Consider the following 20103-nt stretch of genomic DNA (forward strand, 5'->3'; position numbering starts at 1 on the left):
TTAAGAGTGTAAAAATGAATAAATCAATGGCAATGTTTAGATACAGTTTTTTTACATCACTTATTTTGTTCTCATTTAACTCTTTTGCAGAGGATTATTTTGATCCTGCATTACTGGATGGACAATTAGGTGCATCTGCAAATGAAATTGATTTAAGCCAATTTTCACAAAAAGATGCGTTACCTGAAGGTGAAATATCTTTGTTAGTTTATGTCAATAATAATAACAATGGTGAGTTCATCATTAATTTGGTAAAAGGGCCTAATAATAAAGTAGTACCTGAAATAACTCGAGGATTATTAGATAAGTTAGGTGTTAATACTAAGGTGATACCTAAGTTAAATATGTTAAAAAGCGATCAGGTGATTTATGATATTAATGAATATATTCCTGATGCATTAATAAAAGTAAATTTATCAGAATTAAAACTAATTACTAGTTTTCCTCAAATTGTTATGTCTAATGATGCCGTTGGCTATATTGATCCCGCCTCTTTTGATAGTGGTGTTTCTGCCATGTTTATAAATTATATGTTTAGTGGAGGGCATTCTTCTAACGATAGCCATTTTGATAAAATTAATAATAATGGAAAACAAAAAAATGATAATTTCTTTGCTCAACTAAGAACCGGTTTTAATCTTTATGATTGGCGTTTACGTTCGACAATGACACAGACGTATACCAGAAATTCAAATAATGTAGAGACTCAAAGTAATAATAGTAATAAATTTTCTAATACCTATCTTTCTCGTAATCTTTATTCTTTACGGTCGGAATTTATTATTGGTGAAACTACAACCGGAAATGATGTCTTTGATAGTATACCAATGAAAGGTATGCGTTTAGTTTCTAACGAACAGATGTTGCCAGCGAGTCAACAAGGTTTTGCTCCAGATGTGAGTGGGATTGCTCAATCTAATGCGCAAATTACTATCCGACAAAATGGGAATGTCATTTATCAAACTTATGTTGCACCCGGCGCATTTAAAATAACCGATCTTTACGCGAGTGGTTCAGGAGGGAACTTGGATGTCACAGTGAAAGAAGAAGATGGTTCAGAAAGGACATTTACAGTTGCTTTTTCATCATTACCCGTAATGTTAAGACCGGGTGGTTGGAAATATGAAATTAGTACTGGGCGATTTGATGGTGGCACAACGGTTGGTTCTAAAAAAGCAGATTTTCTGCTTGCTAGTGGTATTTATGGTTTACCTCATGATGTCACTCTTTATGGTGGGTTATTAGGTGCGAAAGATTATTATGCTATTTCTTCTGGGATAGGAATTTCATTAGGTAATTGGGGGGCTCTGTCTACAGATATCACACATGCTCATGCTGACTTTAATACAATAGGCTCCCAAAATGGGCAATCTTATCGATTCCGCTATTCTAAGAATATGACCACGACAGGAACCTCTGTTGACTTAACTGCATTACGTTTTTCAACTAAAGATTATTACGATTTTAATCAATTTAATACTGAAGATTATCGGTTAAAAGATGGTACTTCACCGTGGTTAGGTGAACGAGAAAAAAGTCGTTTTACAACGTCATTATCACAATCATTAGGTCAGTACGGTAGTATTTATTTATCTGGTAGCCGTTATAATTATTGGGAACAAGATAAGAATGTTACTCAACTTACGACAGGATATAATGGCAATATTCGTGGTATTAACTTTGGCGTTAATTACAGTATTGATAGAATAAAATCAGATGATAGCTGGCCTGAAAATAGGCAAATTAGTTTTAATGTGAGTGTTCCATTTAGTGTGTTTAGTCATTCGCCTGCGCTCAGCAATTTTAATAGTACTTACATGATAAACCATGATAATAATGGAAGAACTAACCAGCAAGTCGGATTATCTGGTAGTGCATTTGATAACTCCTTATCTTATGGTATTTCTCAATCTTGGGCTAACCAAGGCCAATCTAATAATGGCTCAGTATATGCTAATTATTCAGGTAACTACGGTACATCCTCTCTAAATTATAATTATTCAAGTGACTACTATAATGTTAATGGCAGCATGAATGGTGGTTTGCTTTTACATTCAGGTGGTTTATTGCTAGGTAGAAGTATGGGCAATAGTATGGCCATTGTTGAAGCGCCTGGAGCAAAAGGTACTGAATTAAGTTCAGGAAATGGTGCGATTAATGGACAGGGATATGCGTTATCACCGTATCTTACAGAATATCGCCAAAACACAATTGCATTAAATGTAAATACATTGCCTGATAATACGACTCTACAATCCACATCTCAAAATGTAGTTCCGACAAAAGGCGCTATTGTTAAGGTTACCTTTAAAACAAAGATTGGTTTCCAGGCTATTTTAAATCTTTCTCAGAATAAAAGTGTTATCCCATTTGGCGCTATTGCTACGTTAATTGATGCTGATAATCCTAATGATTTGAATACAGGTATTGTTGGTGAAAATGGCCAGCTTTATATGAGTGGACTTCCTGATAATGGCAAGTTGTTAGTGAAATGGGGTAATAAAAATCAGCAAAGTTGCAGCGTTTCATATACTGGCTTAAGTAATATTGAAGTCAATAGCAAGCAACCAATAAGAATTTTATCTCTTTCTTGCCAATAAAAAATAATCCTTATTTTATAGGTGGATGCATAACAATGAAAATGCGTAATTTAATGATGGCATCACTAACTTCAGTATTAATGACTTCGTCATTTAATGTTTTAGCTGGAACAGATAGGGGGGCTATGACATTAAGCTTAACTGGGGTGATTGATATGAATATTAGCCCTACACAAGTTCAATATATAAATGGTACATTGACTGGGAATAGTAGTTTTCCTGGGAGTCCTGTTTATGATAATAGCAGTAACTCTTCTTGGGATACTAAGTATGCGATTATTTCATTAAGTCAGTCAAAAACGAGATGTGATTCTACATTTGTTTCTAAAATTCCAGGGCAAACTAATAAATACGGTCTAAAATTAACGCATTCCAATAATACAAGTACGGCAGTATATGTAACACCACAATTTAACTTCAATGTCAGTTTATCTAATTTTAGTTCTAATTATCAAAGTGCTTATTCGGGGCAATTTTTTCAGGTGAATAGTAGTCTCGTTGATAAAGAATCATCTAGCATTAATGTATGTTTTGTGCCACATAATTATGCAACGACAACAGTTCCTGGTGGTGGCTCAAAAGTTGTTAGTGTTACAACACCAAGTTCATTTCCTGTTTATATTGATGCTAATTTAACGCCAGGTAAGTTAACGTATAAAGGCACTCCTTTTTATGTAGGTAGTTTTGGTCGGAGTGCTAGTGGTGACTTTTTTTCACAAGTTAACGTAATTGCTGATGTAACAGTAAAACGTTCTTGTGCTGTTACTGGCGTATCTAATCAACAAATTAATGAAAATATGACATTTACAAATGAAGTCATTAAAGACTCTGTATTTACATTATCCTGTGGGGGGACAGGTAACCCTGTAAATATGTCAGCGGTGATTAAAGAGGGAAGTTTAGACCCAAGTAATGTAAATAAATTAGTCTTAGCACCTATTAATGGCACTGTATCTAACAAAAAGCCTTGGGTTATAGGATTGCCTTATAAGCAAACTTCAACACCGAATTTAACGTGTGCTGATGAAAATAATAACAACTTATTAAAGTTCAATAATACAGATATTGAGTTAAGTGGAACCAATATGGGGAATAATCAACCTGATATATTTGGTATCAAATGGGCTCTTTGCAAACCAGAAGGTACAAAAGCAGGTGAATATCGCGGTAAAGTGGATGTGAATATTTTTGTCCGTGGATAAAGATAGAGGTTTAAAAAAGAAAAAATGGATCTTAGGATCCATTTTTTTATGGAAGATATTTTTATTTCTATTGATTTAATTTAAGATTTTATTTTAACTCGAATAAATATTTCAATAATAAATAAATTATTTTAATTCAAGTTATTTAAACTAAATAAATGGCTATGTTTTAATTCAAAGTGAAATTTATTTTAATTTTTATAATTAATTAAGATTAACATTAATTAATTTATTAAGTAATTTTTGTGATTATATAAGGCTAATATTTTAACATAGGTTGATTTTTTTAATCTTTATATTGTCAAAGTTACGGTATTTTATTTGTTATTCATTTTTTGATATTTACTTTATATACTTTAATATCAATAATGTTAAAGATTAGATGTATCCTAAATACAATTAAAATCACACACTCTGTTTATTTTACAATATGAAAAAAATTATACTCTTTTTAAATTTATGGGTGTTTTTTACACTATTTAATACTCCCATATCTTCAGCGGATGCTTCTGAAAAAGCGACTGAAATATTTAATCAGCAACAACAGCATAATCAAAGCCAGCAAGAGGCACTTTATCAACAACTCACGCCTGAAACACCTAATATACATTTTGATATGAGCCAATACACAGGACGAGAAAATAATACAGAGGATAAACTCTGTTTTAGTATTGAACATATTGAAATAACAAATAAAGAAGTTATCCCTCACTGGGTTAATTTATCTCTATTTAAAGTGGAATTTATAGGGCAATGTTTAGGTATAAAAGGAATAAATACCTTAGTGACTCGTATGCAAAATCGGTTATTAATGCATGGGTGGATCACCACGCGTATTGTTGTACCTGAACAAGATATTAGTCGTGGAACATTATATTTAACGATAGTACCCGGTATTATTCGTCATGTTAAATTTACCGATGATTCTGATAAATACGCGTTACTTTATACCAGTATGCCTGCACATAAAGAACAATTACTTGATTTGCGTGATATTGAACAAGGGTTAGAGAACCTGCAACGATTACCCGTTGTGAGTGCTGAAATGGAAATTAGGCCAAGTGAAAATGTAGGTGAAAGCGATATAGTGATAAAGCGAAAACAATCACGTTTTTGGCACGCTTCATTATGGGTAAATGACGCAGGATCGCCAGCAACAGGACGTTATCAAGGTGGCTTGATGCTAGCATTAGATAATCCTTTTGCATTAAGTGATCTATTCTATTTATCAACAGAACGTGATTTAGATTTTGTTGGTAGTAAAAATAATCAAAATATAATGGTCCATTATTCAGTACCTTATGGATATTGGCTATTTGATATTAATGCCTCTAAATATGATTATTCCCAAACAGTTGCAGGCCATATTAAAGATATTCTCTATTCAGGAGAAAGTGACAGTGTTAATGCAGGTGTGTCATACACACTTTTTCGTAATCAAAGTAGTAAAACGACATTACGTTATGGTGTTCAAGCTAAAGTATTACGAAATTATGTTGATAACACTGAAATTGAAATTCAACGCCGACGGGTTAGCCATTGGTTAATGAATTTTTCACATCGCCAATATTTTAGCTTTGGCACTTTTGAAGGTAGTGTGAATTATCAAAAAGGAACTCGTTGGTTTGGCTCTGTTGCCGCTTATGAGGAAGCGTATTTTGATAATGACTATGCAACAGATAAAGCGGGTATTTTGACATGGCGTGCAGAATTAGATATCCCCATATCTATTGCTCAACAGCAATTTAAATACCAAGCAAGTTATCGTAAACAAATGACGCATAATGCATTAACACCCATTGATCAACTCGCAATTGGAAATCGTTGGACTATTCGCGGATTTGATGGTGAAAGAACACTTAGTGCGAATGAAGGTTGGTATTTACAAAATACATTAAGTTGGCGATATCCTATGTCAGAGCAATTTATTTATCTTGGTGCAGATTATGGTGAGTTAAAAACAAATACGGATAATCCTCGCTTATTAGGTAAACATCTTGCAGGTGGTGTTATCGGTATAAAAGGCTCGTTATTTTCATCCACAATAAAATATGATTCGTTTATTGGCACGCCATTATCTAAACCTGATGGCTTTAAAACGGATCATGTTAATTTAGGATTTAGTATTAATTTTAATTATTAAAATACAGAATTAACTCAAATATTAAATAAAAAATAATAATTAAATGAAATTTTATTGTCTTTTTGACAAGGAACTTACACATGAATAAATTATGTTATCGTATTATTTATAATCGTACTCGACAATTAATGGTTGTCGTTTCTGAATTAACAAAATCTAGCGGTGAAAACAGTAAACGAAATAGTATTTTTTCATCACCTATTCGAACATCACTTAATAGTGTCGCTTTTATTCTATTGGTGATGCAGGGATTAGTGAGTTTTTCAGCACAAGCGAGTCAAATTATTGCTGATCAACACGCGCCTCAAAATCAACAAGCAACAGTATTACAGACAAGTAATGGGCTTGCTCAAGTTAATATTCAGCAACCGAATCAACATGGTGTTTCACGTAATCAATTTACGCAGTTTGATGTTGATAATAAAGGTGCAATTTTAAATAACAGTCTGCAAGATACACAAACTCAATTAGCGGGCATGGTAACGGGTAATCCTTGGTTAGTTAAAGGTGAAGCTAAGGTTATTTTAAATGAAATTAATAGCCAAAATCCGAGTCAATTAAATGGCTTTATTGAGGTCGCAGGTCAACGTGCTGAAATTATTATTGCGAACCCAGCAGGGATCAGTTGCCAAGGTTGTGGCTTTATTAATGCAGTAAATACCACATTAGTTGCGGGAAATGCATTAACGCAAGATGGTGCAATCACAGGATATGAAATTAATAATGGTAAAATTGTTATTTCAGGAAATGGATTAAATGATACAGCGAGTGATTACACACGTATTTTAGCGCGAGCAGTAGAAATTAACTCACGACTTCAAGCTAATAAATTAGAAATTACCACAGGTAAAAATAGATTAGATAATGAAGGCAATATTATTAATCAAGATGATAAAGCTGAAAAACAAACTGACTATGCCATTGATGTTGCACTGGTTGGGGGGATGTATGCCAATAAAATAAAACTTATTGGTACGGAACATGGTGTGGGTGTACATAATGCAGGGGAAATTGGTGCCGATATTGGTGGTTTAACACTTAATAATAATGGGCAATTGGTGAATAGTGGAAAGATCCAATCTCATTCAGCATTAGACATAAAAACAGTGAGCCTTAATAATCAGGGATCTCTCGTTGGTCAGCAAGATTTAACGGTTACTGTCGAAAGCCATTTAGCAAATAGTGGGACTTTACAAGCTAAAAATAATATTCAAATCGATGCAAAAGGAACGGTTTCTCAAACTACAACAGGTAAATTCCTTGCACAAGAAAATATTCAACTTGAGGCTGAAAATTATTTAGCAGAGAAAAAAAGCCAGTTAGGTGCTGGCGTTAATCATCAAGGTGATATTTTAAAACCCGCAACGATGACATTAAATATAAATAATGAATTAAATTCTGCGGGTCAACATTTAAGTGGTCGCGATATTACATTTAATGCTAAGAGTATTGATCTTTCAAAGAGTCATACTCAAAGTAAATCGTTGCAAGTAAAAGCGACAGAAGGCCACGTTATTTCTGATTCAGCTCAAGTTAATGCTGAAAAAATAGTGCTTGATGCGGGTACTTATATCTCAAATCGCCACGGTGAAATTAAAGGTGATACTATTTCACTTACGGCACCTCAATTGATTGATAATGCCAAGGGGAAAATTACACAAACAGGCTCTCGTGAATTATCTTTCAATACGAATGTGTTAAATAACCAACAGGGTGAAATTAATACAGAAGGTGTGCTGAACTTTAAACACAAAACGTTGAATAATAAAGAAGGAAATATTCAAAGTTTAGGTAACCAGTTAATAATAAATACAACAGAACTTAATAATCAAAAAGGGATAATTTCTTTACCTAAACAAGGGCAAATAGTAATAGAAACTAATCATCTTTCTGGTAAAGACGGAACATTATTATCAGCAGGTCACTTATCTCTACAAAGCCAACAGCTTGATTTAGAAGAAGCAACAACGCAGGCTGAGAATATTACTATTACTGCGATCAATTTGAATCATGACGATGCGACCTTAAAGCAAACCGGTGATAAAGCAACAGTGATTACAGTTGAAGAAACACTCAGTAATCAACGTGGTAAAATTCAAACTCAAAACCAATTAACGCTTGAAGCGAATATAATCAATAATAATCAAGGTGAAATCAGAACATTAAATAATGATCTTGTTATAACAACACAACAAAATTTGATTAATACTGAAGGTAAGTTAATTGCAGCTACCGACAATAAAATAGAAGTGGGTCAATTAGATAATTCAAAAGGTCTTATACAGGCTGAAAAAAATATTTCATTAACCTCAAAGAATGAATTGAATAATCAAACAGGTAAGATTATTACGCTTGATAACAGCCAAATTCAAGCAGATCGATTGAACAATCAGCAAGGTGAAATGGGGGCTAATACATTAAGTATAACCTTAAGTAATGAGGCGAATAATAAGAAAGGCATTATTGTTGCCCAAGATACGCTCCATTTTACAGCAAAAGGTATTGATAATAGCGAAGGCAGTATTCAATCTGAAAGCAACATGTGGATTGATACCAGAGGGAATGTATTAAATAATCAAAATACCCAGCACTCAGGTGGTATAAATAGCCGTACTGCATTGAATTTACTAACGGGAAATATCAATAATACGCAAGGTTTTATTAATGCTAGAAAAACCATTGATTTACGGGCTAAAACAGTCAATAACCTAAAAGGTCAAATAGTAACTGAGGAGAATTTTACGGCTAAGACCCAAGGTTGGGATAATACTTCAGGGTTAATTAATGCGTTAAATGTTGCAATTAATACTCATAAACAAAAGCTTATTAACCGAGATACACAAGATAATCAAGGTATTCAGGCGAGTCAAAAACTAGAATTAAATACAGGGGCTTTAGATAACTATAAAGGTGATATTAGCGGAACAACTGTATTGTTAACAACAGACGGATTAGATAACGGGCAAGGTATTATTGATGGAAAAACGTTAGATCTGAATACAGGTAAATTTACCTTAATTAACCAAGCTGGAAAAATAAGCTTAACTGAAGGTGCAGATTTAAAAACGGGTGAAATTAATAATCAACAAGGTTTGATTATTACAGGTAAAGATTTAACGATTAATAGCCATCAGCAAATAATTGATAATCGTGAGACAAAAAAGAGTGGTGGTATTGTTAGTCAAGGTAAATTGACACTAGAAAGTGGAGAACTTGATAATCTACAAGGGCAAATTCTTGCTAAGCAAGCAATAAATTTAACAACCCAAGTCGTAAAAAATAATGCAGGCAAAATTGCTAGTGAGTTATCGAGTTTAACACTTAAAGGATTATTGCTAGATAATACTCGAGGTCATCTTTTTTCTCCTCAAAATTTACTATTAACATTAAGTGATAAACTGACTAATGGTTATACCAAAGAAAGTAACCAAGGTATTGAAGCCCAAGGTTCATTAACCATCACGAGTGGAAATATTGACAGCACTAACGGGCGTATTGTTTCTGGTGAAAAATTCATATTAGAAAGTAATGAAATTATCAATCAACAAGGAATTTTAGGTAGTTTAAATAATCATTTATCTATTACCAGTAAAGCAATAAACAATAATGATGGTTCTATTACTGCTCATGATATTACCATTAATACACAAGGCGCACGTTTAAGTAATCAGAGCCAGCAAGGCAGTAGTCAAATTTTTAGTAAGCATAATCTTACAATTGAAAGTGGTGCGATAGATAACACTAAAGGTAAATTGATTGGTCAAAATACAATTAGTATTACAAATAATGAAAATCTAAATAACTTACAAGGTCAAATATCAAGTGCTCACTCTTTAGAGATAACAACAAAAAACTTAAATAATGCTCAAGGACAGATTTCTGCAAATAAAGCGATCACAGTGACCTCGGGTAATCATATCGATAATACAAAAGGAAAAATCGAAGGGCACGATAGTGTTACGATCGAAAATAATGGCCAATTTAATAATACATTAGGTCAAGTTATTGGGAAAAATAGTGTTAGTCTTTTATCAAAGGGTGATTTAATTAACTACAAAGGGCGTTTAGGGAGTGAAAAATCATCCGTAATTCTAAATACCTATCAAATTGATAATCGTTATGGCGTTATTTCAGCACAAGACACTTTAGCATTAGATACGAATAAATATGGTATTAATAATGCTGACACTAGCCAAAGCGGTGGCATTGTTAGCCAAAAGAATATTACCTTAAAAAGTGGTAAATTCAATAATGAAAAAGGGCATTTAATTGCTAAAACTGATCTGATTATTGATACTCAACAGCAAAAAATAATTAATCATGATGGGGTTGTTTCTGCTGACAATGGCCTATTAACAATAAATTCAAATGCTATAAATAATGTATCTGGATTGATTTATTCTTTTAAGAATATGCTTATTAATACTCAAGGTCATGATATTGATAACAGTGATACTAAAAATAATAAAGGTATTCTAACTAAAGGTAACTTATTATTAAATTCAGGTAATATTCTTAATCTTCAAGGTAATTTAAGTGCTGAGGGTTTAGCAAAGATCACTTTTAATGAGTTAAATAATGAACAAGGAAAATTGGCGAGTCTGCAAAAAGAGCTAACCGTAACAGGAAATCAGCTTAATAATAACAAAGGGTTAGTCTACTCATCAGAAAAATTAAAAATAACACTAGAAAAGACGCTAAATAATAACGAAACCGTTGGTGAACTAGGTATTGTTAGTCATGGTGATATTGAAATTACCGCGAAAAATTTTGATAATCAACAGGGGCGTTTGATCGCCAAGAAAGATAATCAATTATCTTTTAATGAAATTGATAATCAACAAGGCACAATAGCGAGCCAAGCTGGGAAACTAATAGTAAACAGCCAATCATTATTTAATTCTTCAGGGTTAATAAGTGCTTTTTCCTTATTGGATATTAATACCCATAAACAGAAAATAAATAACCATCAAGGCGTAATAGTGAGTCAGTCTGATAATATTACGATTAAAAGTGGTGAAATAGTTAATGATGCGGGCTTAATTACGGGAATAAGTAATCTAGATATCAACACCCATGAGCAATATCTTGATAATAGCCATACTAAAGAGAGTGGCGGTATTGTTAGTAAAGGAGAATTAACAATTCATGTTGGTGATCTTATTAATGAAGATGGAAAGATAATATCGACGACAAAACAATCTCTTTTTGCTCAAAATATTAATAACAAAAAAGGGAAAATTGGGAGCCTACAAGACGATGTTTCTATTGACAGTCTGGCTGTTAATAATCAAAGCGGATTAATTAGTGCTAAAAATGATTTAACGATTGAGACTCAAGGTAATGAGTTTGATAATAGTCATACCTTATCTAATGCTGGGGTGATTAGCCAAGGTTCACTTAATTTATTTACGGGAAAATTAAATAATCAATCTGGATATCTATTTTCTGCAAAATCACTATTACTTAACAGCCTTGGACTAAATAATCAAAATGGTGAAATTGCCAGTCAATCTAATGGCCTTAAATTAGTAACACAAGCACTAAATAATCAAAAAGGGACACTCTATTCGGCGGCTTCTTTCACATTAGATACTCAAGGAAATCAATTAGATAATAGCCAAACCTTGACCAAAGGTATTATTAGTAAAGGTACATTGATATTAAAAACGGGTGATATCATTAATACCCAAGGACGATTGGTTTCGGATGATAACGTCAATATCACAAGTGGTAAACTGATTAATAACCAAGCACAGCTAGGCAGTAAACAGGGTGAATTAAATCTTATCACAACAGAAATTGAAAATATAAAAGGTGTTATTACTGCTGAACATGATTTAGTGATTAAAACCCAACAACAAAAAATTAATAACCAAAATGGAACAATAAGCACATTAGCAAAATTAGTCATTAATAGTGGAAGTTTGTTCAATCAATTTGGAAAAATTGCATCTAATCAACATGCTGATATTACCGCAAAGCAACTTGATAATACAAAAGGTACAATAGCGAGTAATAATGACACGCTCAAATTACAAGCAAAAGATGTTAATAATCATCAAGGATTAATTTATGCTGAGAAAGCATTAACAATTCATGCGGATGGCGCGTTAACTAACACTGATAACAAAGCAACAGCAGGTATTATTGCTAAAGATAATCTTAATCTGAAAATTAAACAACTTGATAATCAGGCAGGATTAATTTCAGTAGCCGCTAATCTAGACCTAACGAGTCCTGAAAAAATCAATAATCTATTGGGATTAATCACCGTTGGGCAAAAAGTAGAGCTAACCACCTCCCAATTAAATAATTTCCAAGGAAAAATTTCATCAATTGGTTTGTTAAAAATAAATCATGCGGATTCTCTGCTTAATAATCGCGAAGGTAGTTTAGTTTCTTCTGATAATATTTGGCTAAAAAGTGGCATATTAGATAATCAACAAGGATATATTACAGCAGGCGATGCTGTAACAATTAACAGTGCTGATTTACAAAATCATAAAGGGACATTATACGCAAAATCAATTTTAAAAATTGATGCTCAAAAACTGGATAATACGGAAGGATTATTACAATCTGATAATCAGCTATCAGTAAATACAAATAAAAAAACATTAATCAATACTAAAGGTAGTGTGATTAGTGGTACTGAAACACAATTAGATATTGGTACCTTAAATAATCAAAAAGGGCATATTCAATCAATTGAAAAACTTGATATTCAATTAAATCAACAAGCGTTAGATAATCAACAAGGCACATTGTTATCTAAAAAAGATCTGGTTATTAAGGGTGATAGCGTCAATAACAAGAAAGGGCATATTGTCACTGGAAATAATGCCAATATTACGTTAGCGCAAAGTTTTAATAACCAATTAGGACAAGTTCAATCTCAAGGCTTGTTAGTCCTCAATACTCAGAAGTTGGATAACCAACAAACTCAAAATGATGAGTTAGGGCTAAAGGCAAGTAATATTCGTATTTCAACTGATGAACTTCTTAATCATCAAGGTATTATTCAGGCGAGTGAATTATTAACATTAACACCAACGGAAAAACTAAATAATCAAAGTGGTTTGATTTCCGCTAATGAATTGACCATTGCGGGATCATCAAAAAATAATTTAGCTATTGATAATAAAAAAGGGTTATTAGCAGCAACGACACAGCTTCGTTTATGGGCTGAAAATTTAACGGGTGATGGTGATGTTATTTCGGCAGGTAAAAGTGAAATTCAGCTCAAAAGTGCGTTTGTATTAGATAAAAATGCCACAATTAAAGCTCAGGACTCATTAATACTTTCTTCAGAACAAGAAATTGATAACCGTGGATTTATTTATGCTGGTAATCAACTTTCACTTCAAGCAATGAACTTTACCAATCATGAGCCTATAAAAAATAATGAGGTAATACCGACTCGTATTGCAAGAAGCCCTGATAATAATGACAAGTATAATGGTGAAATTAGTGCCAAGCATTTAACAATTACTGTTTCAGATAATCTGTACAATACAGGGTTGATTGATGCCTTTGGAGGTAAACTTTCCTTAACTGCAACGACAATCTATAACCAAGTTGGTGGCCGTATATATGGCGATAATATTTATATAAAAAGCCAACGATTAGATAATAATGCAGAATTTGATGAAATTGCACCTGTATTAGCCTCTCGTGAAAATTTACAACTTTTCAGTAATACGATAAATAATCGTAATCATGCTTTGATTTATAGTGGCGATGACATGGTAATTGCTGGGTTTGATACCGAAAATCCGCAAAAAAGTATCGCGGCTGATGTTCTTAATAATGAAAGTGCTTCAATTGAAGCCAGTGGCAATTTATTTGCTCATATTTCAGAAATTAATAACCGTGATCTCTATTTAAAAATAAGTGATCCCGAAAAAGTGTCTGAAGTTCCAATGTATCAATTTGGTGTTGATTACAGTAGTGATAAATTTGACGCTGATGATGAAAAAATCGGGTACAACATAAACACTCGTGAACATTTATTACATGTTAATGGTAGACAATATAAAGATTTTTATGAATTTAAATATAATATCATTACCGAAGAATCTAAATTATTACACCGTGATCCTGCATTAATATTAGCGGGTAAGGATATTACACTAAAAGGTGATAATTTAAACAATATAGACAGTCATATTATTGCAGGTGGAAAACTGATTATTGATGGAATGCATATTAATAATCAGGAAACAGCTGGGCAACATATTGAATACCACGAAGGAACAGCAATACAGCATAAACGTCCAGGTAAGCGTAAGGCTGGACGTAAGAAAAAAAGCAGTTCGACTTCAAGTACTCAATATGGGCCATTTGAGGTAGTGACTGATTTGCCATTGGGCTTATTAGAATATAAAGAAAACAGCAATCAAACGTCAGATAAACGTCCTGAGGCAAGTGAAACTAATGAAGTTATTATATCGACTAAACCAAAGTTTGGTCTTTTAAGTATTAAAGAAAAAAGTGTTGATGTTCATACTGAAAATATTGCCTCTATTACATTAGATAAAGGCACCGAAAAATTAGTTAATGAATTGTCGTTAACACAACATCAAGATGATTTATTATCTGAACAGAATGATTTTATCTTATCAGGGCAGACAGAAACCAAAAAACTAGATGGAACTATTGAGCAAAAAACGGCTGAAAATAAAGTTTTAAAAGTAGGTGATGACGTATCTATTACTGAAATTAAACAGACTGAAATTAATCAGCCAAATTTAACCCTACCTGAAATAAAACAGGTAGATAAACAGCCTTTAGTGCAACAGCCTATTGGTAAAATTATTACAGTACCTCAATTGGATAAACCGATAGAAAATAAAAATATTGAGGTTAATATTCAAACAATAGCGCCAATATTGAAATTACCTGAAAATCGTTTATTTAACTTAAATAAAGGAACCGATAGCCAATATATTGTTGAAACAGACTCTCGTTTCACCAATAAAAGAGCGTGGTTAAGTTCAGATTATATGCAAAATGCGCTCTCGATTGATCATAATAATACGCATAAACGCATTGGTGATGGATTTTATGAGCAACGCATAGTCCGCGATCAAATTATCCAATTGACCGGAAATCAATATTTAGACGGGCACAATGATAATGAACAGCAATATCATGCATTGATGGATGCAGGTATTCGCTTTAGTGAAGAGTTTGGTATTAAACCGGGTGTAACGCTAACAGCAGAGCAAATGGCCATGATCACGGCTGATATGGTGCTATTAAGCAGTAGGGAAATCACTCTACCCAATGGTTCTGTTGAAAAAGTGTTGGTACCACAAGTTTATGCCAGAGTATTACCGGGTGATTTACAAAATAGTGGTGCATTGCTTTCAGGTAGCGAAGTTATTTTAAATAATATTCCAGAGCTGAAAAACCAAGGAACTATTTTAAGTAAAAATGGATTACAGGCATCAACAGATAATTTAATAAACCAAGGCCTTATAAAAGGAAAAACCGTTGATTTAACCGCGTTACACGATATTAAAAATGAAGGTGGTCAAATTGCAGGGCAAAGTCGTGTTAATTTGCAAGCGGGTCATTCTCTTATTAGTACCGCAACAACAAAGGGTGACGAAGTTAATCAATGGATAAATCGTGGTGCTGCCATTTATTTAACAGAGCCTGATGGTGAGATTGCATTAAAGGCAACACGTAACTTAGAACTGACGGCAACAGATATTTTAGCCGGTGGTCATAGCCAAGTTTTATTAAATGCAGGTGAAAATATTGAGTTAGGAACTATCAATACGGTTCGCCAAGAAAATATAGATTGGGATAGTAAAAACTATCTGCATAAAACCACGCAAGAAGAGGTAGGCTCTCGCCTTTATGGGGGGGATATTGCATTGCAATCGGGTGAAGATATTCATCTTACAGCAACAGATATTCAAGCCACGGGACTGTTAGGATTACATGCAGGAAATGATATTTCGCTAAAAAGCGGGTACTCCTCAATTGATCAAATTGCCCATAGTGTCACAAAAGATAAATCGTTTGGTTCATCGGAAACACGCACTACACATGCTGAAATTCATCATAAACAAGCAACAGGCTCTCTATTAAAAGGGAATGAAATTTCGGTTTCTGCGGGCAATAATTTAACGGCACAAGGTAGTGAAATTATTGCGACACAAGATATTAATCTTGATGCCGGTCATCAATTATCACTAACAACGGCACAAGAATTAGAGTTTCAATCTTATGAAGAAAAGATCAAAAAATCAGGAATTGGCGGTACTGGGGGGATTGGTTTTACTGTCGGGAAATCAACCTTTGAACAGCTGAATAACAGTGATGCGATTACCTATAAAGGCAGTGTAATCGGCAGTACTGAGGGTAATATTCGTATAAATTCGGGTGATAATCTCACTATAGATGGCAGTGAAATGATTGCCAAAAAGGAGATATCTCTTACTGGGGATTCTGTTGATATTTCTTCTTCTGAAAATAGCTATACCGAATTAAGTCGAACTAAAAGTAAACAAAGTGGTGTGACGGTTGCCCTAAGCGGTACGGCAGGAAGTGCTATCAATGGCGCTATTGCGGGATACAAAGCTGCCAAAGAAACTGACGATAGCCAAATTAGTACCTTACAAAGTATCAAAGCTGGGCTTTCTGGTGCTCAAGCAGTGGGTGCTGTGGCGTTAGATAATGCCCAATCAGGTACAGATAATGAAAGCACAACGTTAATTGGCGCTAATGTTGCTTATGGTAAAAGTTCTTCTGGATCAGAAACCATACACCAACGAAATATTGCTCAAGGCAGTAGTTTAAGTGCAGGTGAAAACCTCGCTATCACCGCAACAGGTAAAGAAACCGGTAATATCACTGTTACGGGCAGTGAACTGCAAGCTGGCAACGATCTCTCGTTGATTGCTACCCGTGATATCACCTTACAGTCGGCAAAAAATCAAGAAACAACAGATAGTAAAAACGAAAGTAAAAGTGCGTCTGTTGGCGTTGGTGTGACGGTGGGCTCTGGCGGTGTTGGCGTTAATATTAATGCCAATGGTAGCCGAGGTAAGGGGTTTGAAGAGGGGGATCATACTTATTACACCAATACCACGTTGAATGCAGGGCAAACACTCACCTTACAAAGCGGTCAAGATACAACCCTAAAAGGCGCACAAGCTCAAGGTGATAAAGTTATTGCGAAAGTGGGTGGGGATTTACACCTTGAAAGCCAGCAATCCATTGATGACTACAAATCGAAGCAATCGAGTGAAAGTGTGGGTGGTAGTGTCAATGTGATGGGCACACCGGGAGGTTCAGCCAATATCTCGTTTAGTCGCGATAAAATGGACAGTAAATACCGTTCAGTGGAAGAACAAACCGGCTTATTTGCAGGCAATCAAGGATTTGATCTTACCGTGGGTAAACATACCCAGCTTGATGGTGCGGTGATCAGCAGTAAAGCCGATGCAAAAAATAATCAGTTAGATACAGGTACATTAGGCTTTAGTGATATCCATAACTATGCAGAATATAAAGTTGAGCATCAATCTGGTGGTGTAAGTACTTCAGGTGGCGTTGAAGGGAATATGCTGGCGAATATGGGGCATGCATTAGCGATGGCAGGCAACCATAGTGACAGCGCTGAAAACACCACTCAATCTGCGGTATCACAAGGGACATGGACAGTGCGTGATAGCGACAATCAACAGCAAGATATCGCGCAATTAAGCCAAGATACCGATAATGCTCACAGCACGTTAAATAAAATCTTTGACAAAGAAAAAGAGCAAAATCGCCAACAAAAACAACAATTAGTGGGCGAAATTGGGGCGCAAGTTATCGACTTAGCCACCACGGTGGACACTATTCGTGGCACGAACCAAGCGAAAGCTGATTCAAAACTCGATAATCTTTCTGATACGGCTTACGACAATTTCTATCAAGCCCTTTCAGAAACCCACGATAACGTTACTGAACGTGATATTCAAAATCACCTCTTTCAGCAAGCATTACAGGATTATACCAACCAATCCGACTTTGGTACGGGCGGTAAATATACCCGTGCCATCCAAGCCATCACCGCATTTACGCAAGGTGTAATGGGCAACAATATTGTTACCGCGATTGCTAATGGTTCCGCGCCTTACCTTGCCAACGAAGTGAAAAACCAAATCCAAGGTAATAGTGTTGAAAGTGATATTCAGCGCACGATAGCTCATGGATTACTGAATGCCGGCCTTGCTCTAGCAAAAGGTGAGAATGCGCTGGTGCAAGCTTCTGGCGCAATGACAGGCGAAACGGTGGGTATTTTATCGCACTCATTTTATGGCAAAACCCCCGAAGAACTCACCGAAACTGAAAAGCAGAATATAAGTGCGTGGGCAACGTTAACTTCCGGTATTGTCGGCGGTTTAATCAGCGATAATAGCACAGGCGTTGCTAATGCCGCCCAAGCCGGGAAAGTGGTGGTTGAGAATAATGCGATAGGTGCTGCTAAGCCAATCATTAAAGGCCTAGAAAAGGGTTACGAATGGTGCATGAAAAATGCGACCTGTCGAAATGGTCTTATGCAATTAGGGGTAAATTTTGGTTTAACATCAGCGCAAATTCAAGAAGCCATGGATGCTGGAGCTGCTGCCAGAAATGGTGATATAAAAGCCATGAGGAACCTTTCACCGGAACAGGTTGCTTATATTGATGAACAAATAATTCATAACAAAGGGCTCGCAAGGTTAATATTTGGCTCTGAACCTTGGGGTGGTAGGCTTGGTATACCATCACATACTGGTGGTAATCAAATGCCAGATCAAGATAGGATTGATACGGGTGGCAATCAGATACCAGACCAAGGGCAGACTGATACTGGAGGAGATCAAATATCAGTCCAAATTTGGACTGATACTGGTGGTGACCAGATACCTAAACCAAGAGATAACTTGACAGAAACACCACTACCTGAAAAACCAACGTTAGATGATGTTGTTTATCTGGATAAGATCACTCAGAGTGAACATGAAATAGAAGATGCTCTGAAAAAGAATTTAGAAGCAAGTCAGAAAGGAAATGAATCTTCGAAGTTTGGTAATTATTTAACCAAAGAAGAACAAATATTTGCGACTAAGGCTCATCAAGAACTTATCAATGAAATAGGTAAGTTTAAATCTAATACTCAAGCTGAAAAAATTGCAACAATGATTGGTGCTTACGATTCTAAAACAGGTAAAACAGCCGTAGGATATAGCAATAAAGAAATTACTGCAGATTCGCTACATCCAACAACAGTAGACTATATTAAGAAACAGTTAGGAGTCGAAATAGGTGAGTTTACTCATTTTTGTAAAAATAAAGTTGGTGCATGTGCTGAGGTATCGGCGGCAGATTCATTGGTTCGCCAAGGTGCTAAACCTGGAAATATTAAATTTACTGATGCATTAAGACCTAAAGCATTTAGGCAAGCATCTAGTCAAGAGAATGGAAATTTAAACTCAGAAAAGATAATTATTGAAACATGTGATAATTGTAAAGTCACATGGCCAAAGGAAATAAAATAATGAATACATCAAACAGTCATTGGGAACCCGGTTTTGGTACTATTTATACTTGGTTTGCAATGGATAAAAATGGAAAGATAGCTGTAATGGTTAATAATTGCTGGGGTTGGTTACCTAACTCTCTTTTATCAATTAATAACTTTGAAAATTTATTAGATGAACTTAATGAATTTAAGTGGGAAGAATCAGAAAAATACACTACATATCCTGAAAATAAAAATGGAAAAACTATTCTTGATTTATACTCATCTCTTGTATATCGAGATTTCAAATATAGAGAAGATATTGAATATTGGGTAAATAGGCATCTTAGTGGAGAACTTAATGAAATTAATATGCCATCTAGAAAAGGCTTTTTTATATATCACGGTATAGAAGGGAATGTGGAAGGGGAAGATTATCCTGTTGGTTTTACTGGAAAAACTAAAATGGGTGATTATTTTAGGTACTTAGTACCAACGATATACGCTTCAATCTATGACTTTCCTGAAGAATTACGTCATGGAATAGCCGTTTCTGATACAGTAGATTTTACTCTCGATAAAGTATTGGATAACGATAAAATCAACAAGTATTTCCCGAAAATGTACACAAAGTAATAATATAAC

Annotated in this window: 5 protein-coding genes; all 5 read left to right on the top strand. The window is 34.6% G+C overall.

The features are described from left to right. The first annotated feature begins 14 nt into the window (after positions 1-14). Positions 15-2600, top strand: a complete 2586-nt coding sequence (locus INT04_RS01185) for a fimbria/pilus outer membrane usher protein (protein WP_226893905.1) — start codon at positions 15-17, stop codon at positions 2598-2600. A 35-nt stretch (positions 2601-2635) separates the two neighbouring features. After that, complete coding sequence (locus INT04_RS01190; RefSeq protein WP_193014336.1) at positions 2636-3802, top strand: hypothetical protein; 1167 nt, start codon at positions 2636-2638, stop codon at positions 3800-3802. Between the two features lie 430 nt (positions 3803-4232). Then, positions 4233-5945, top strand: coding sequence for a ShlB/FhaC/HecB family hemolysin secretion/activation protein (locus INT04_RS01195; RefSeq protein WP_193014337.1), 1713 nt, complete (start codon positions 4233-4235; stop codon positions 5943-5945). An 80-nt stretch (positions 5946-6025) separates the two neighbouring features. Then, positions 6026-19495 (top strand): hemagglutinin repeat-containing protein, encoded by a 13470-nt coding sequence (locus INT04_RS01200; protein WP_193014338.1) that lies wholly within the window; start codon positions 6026-6028, stop codon positions 19493-19495. After that, the gene (locus INT04_RS01205) at positions 19495-20094 is read left to right on the top strand and encodes a hypothetical protein (protein ID WP_193014339.1); all 600 of its coding nucleotides are present in this window, start codon (positions 19495-19497) and stop codon (positions 20092-20094) included. The genes INT04_RS01200 and INT04_RS01205 overlap by 1 nt, the downstream gene beginning before the upstream one ends. Positions 20095-20103 lie beyond the last annotated feature (9 nt).

Source organism: Proteus sp. FME41, from assembly GCF_014897315.1.
GTDB lineage: Bacteria > Pseudomonadota > Gammaproteobacteria > Enterobacterales > Enterobacteriaceae > Proteus.

Excerpts from the sequence above, each read along its gene's own strand:
- INT04_RS01185 (WP_226893905.1), top strand. The coding sequence starts at position 15 with ATGAATAAATCAATGGCAATGTTTAGATACAGTTTTTTTACATCACTT.
- INT04_RS01190 (WP_193014336.1), top strand. The coding sequence starts at position 2,636 with ATGAAAATGCGTAATTTAATGATGGCATCACTAACTTCAGTATTAATG.
- INT04_RS01195 (WP_193014337.1), top strand. The coding sequence starts at position 4,233 with ATGAAAAAAATTATACTCTTTTTAAATTTATGGGTGTTTTTTACACTA.
- INT04_RS01200 (WP_193014338.1), top strand. The coding sequence starts at position 6,026 with ATGAATAAATTATGTTATCGTATTATTTATAATCGTACTCGACAATTA.
- INT04_RS01205 (WP_193014339.1), top strand. The coding sequence starts at position 19,495 with ATGAATACATCAAACAGTCATTGGGAACCCGGTTTTGGTACTATTTAT.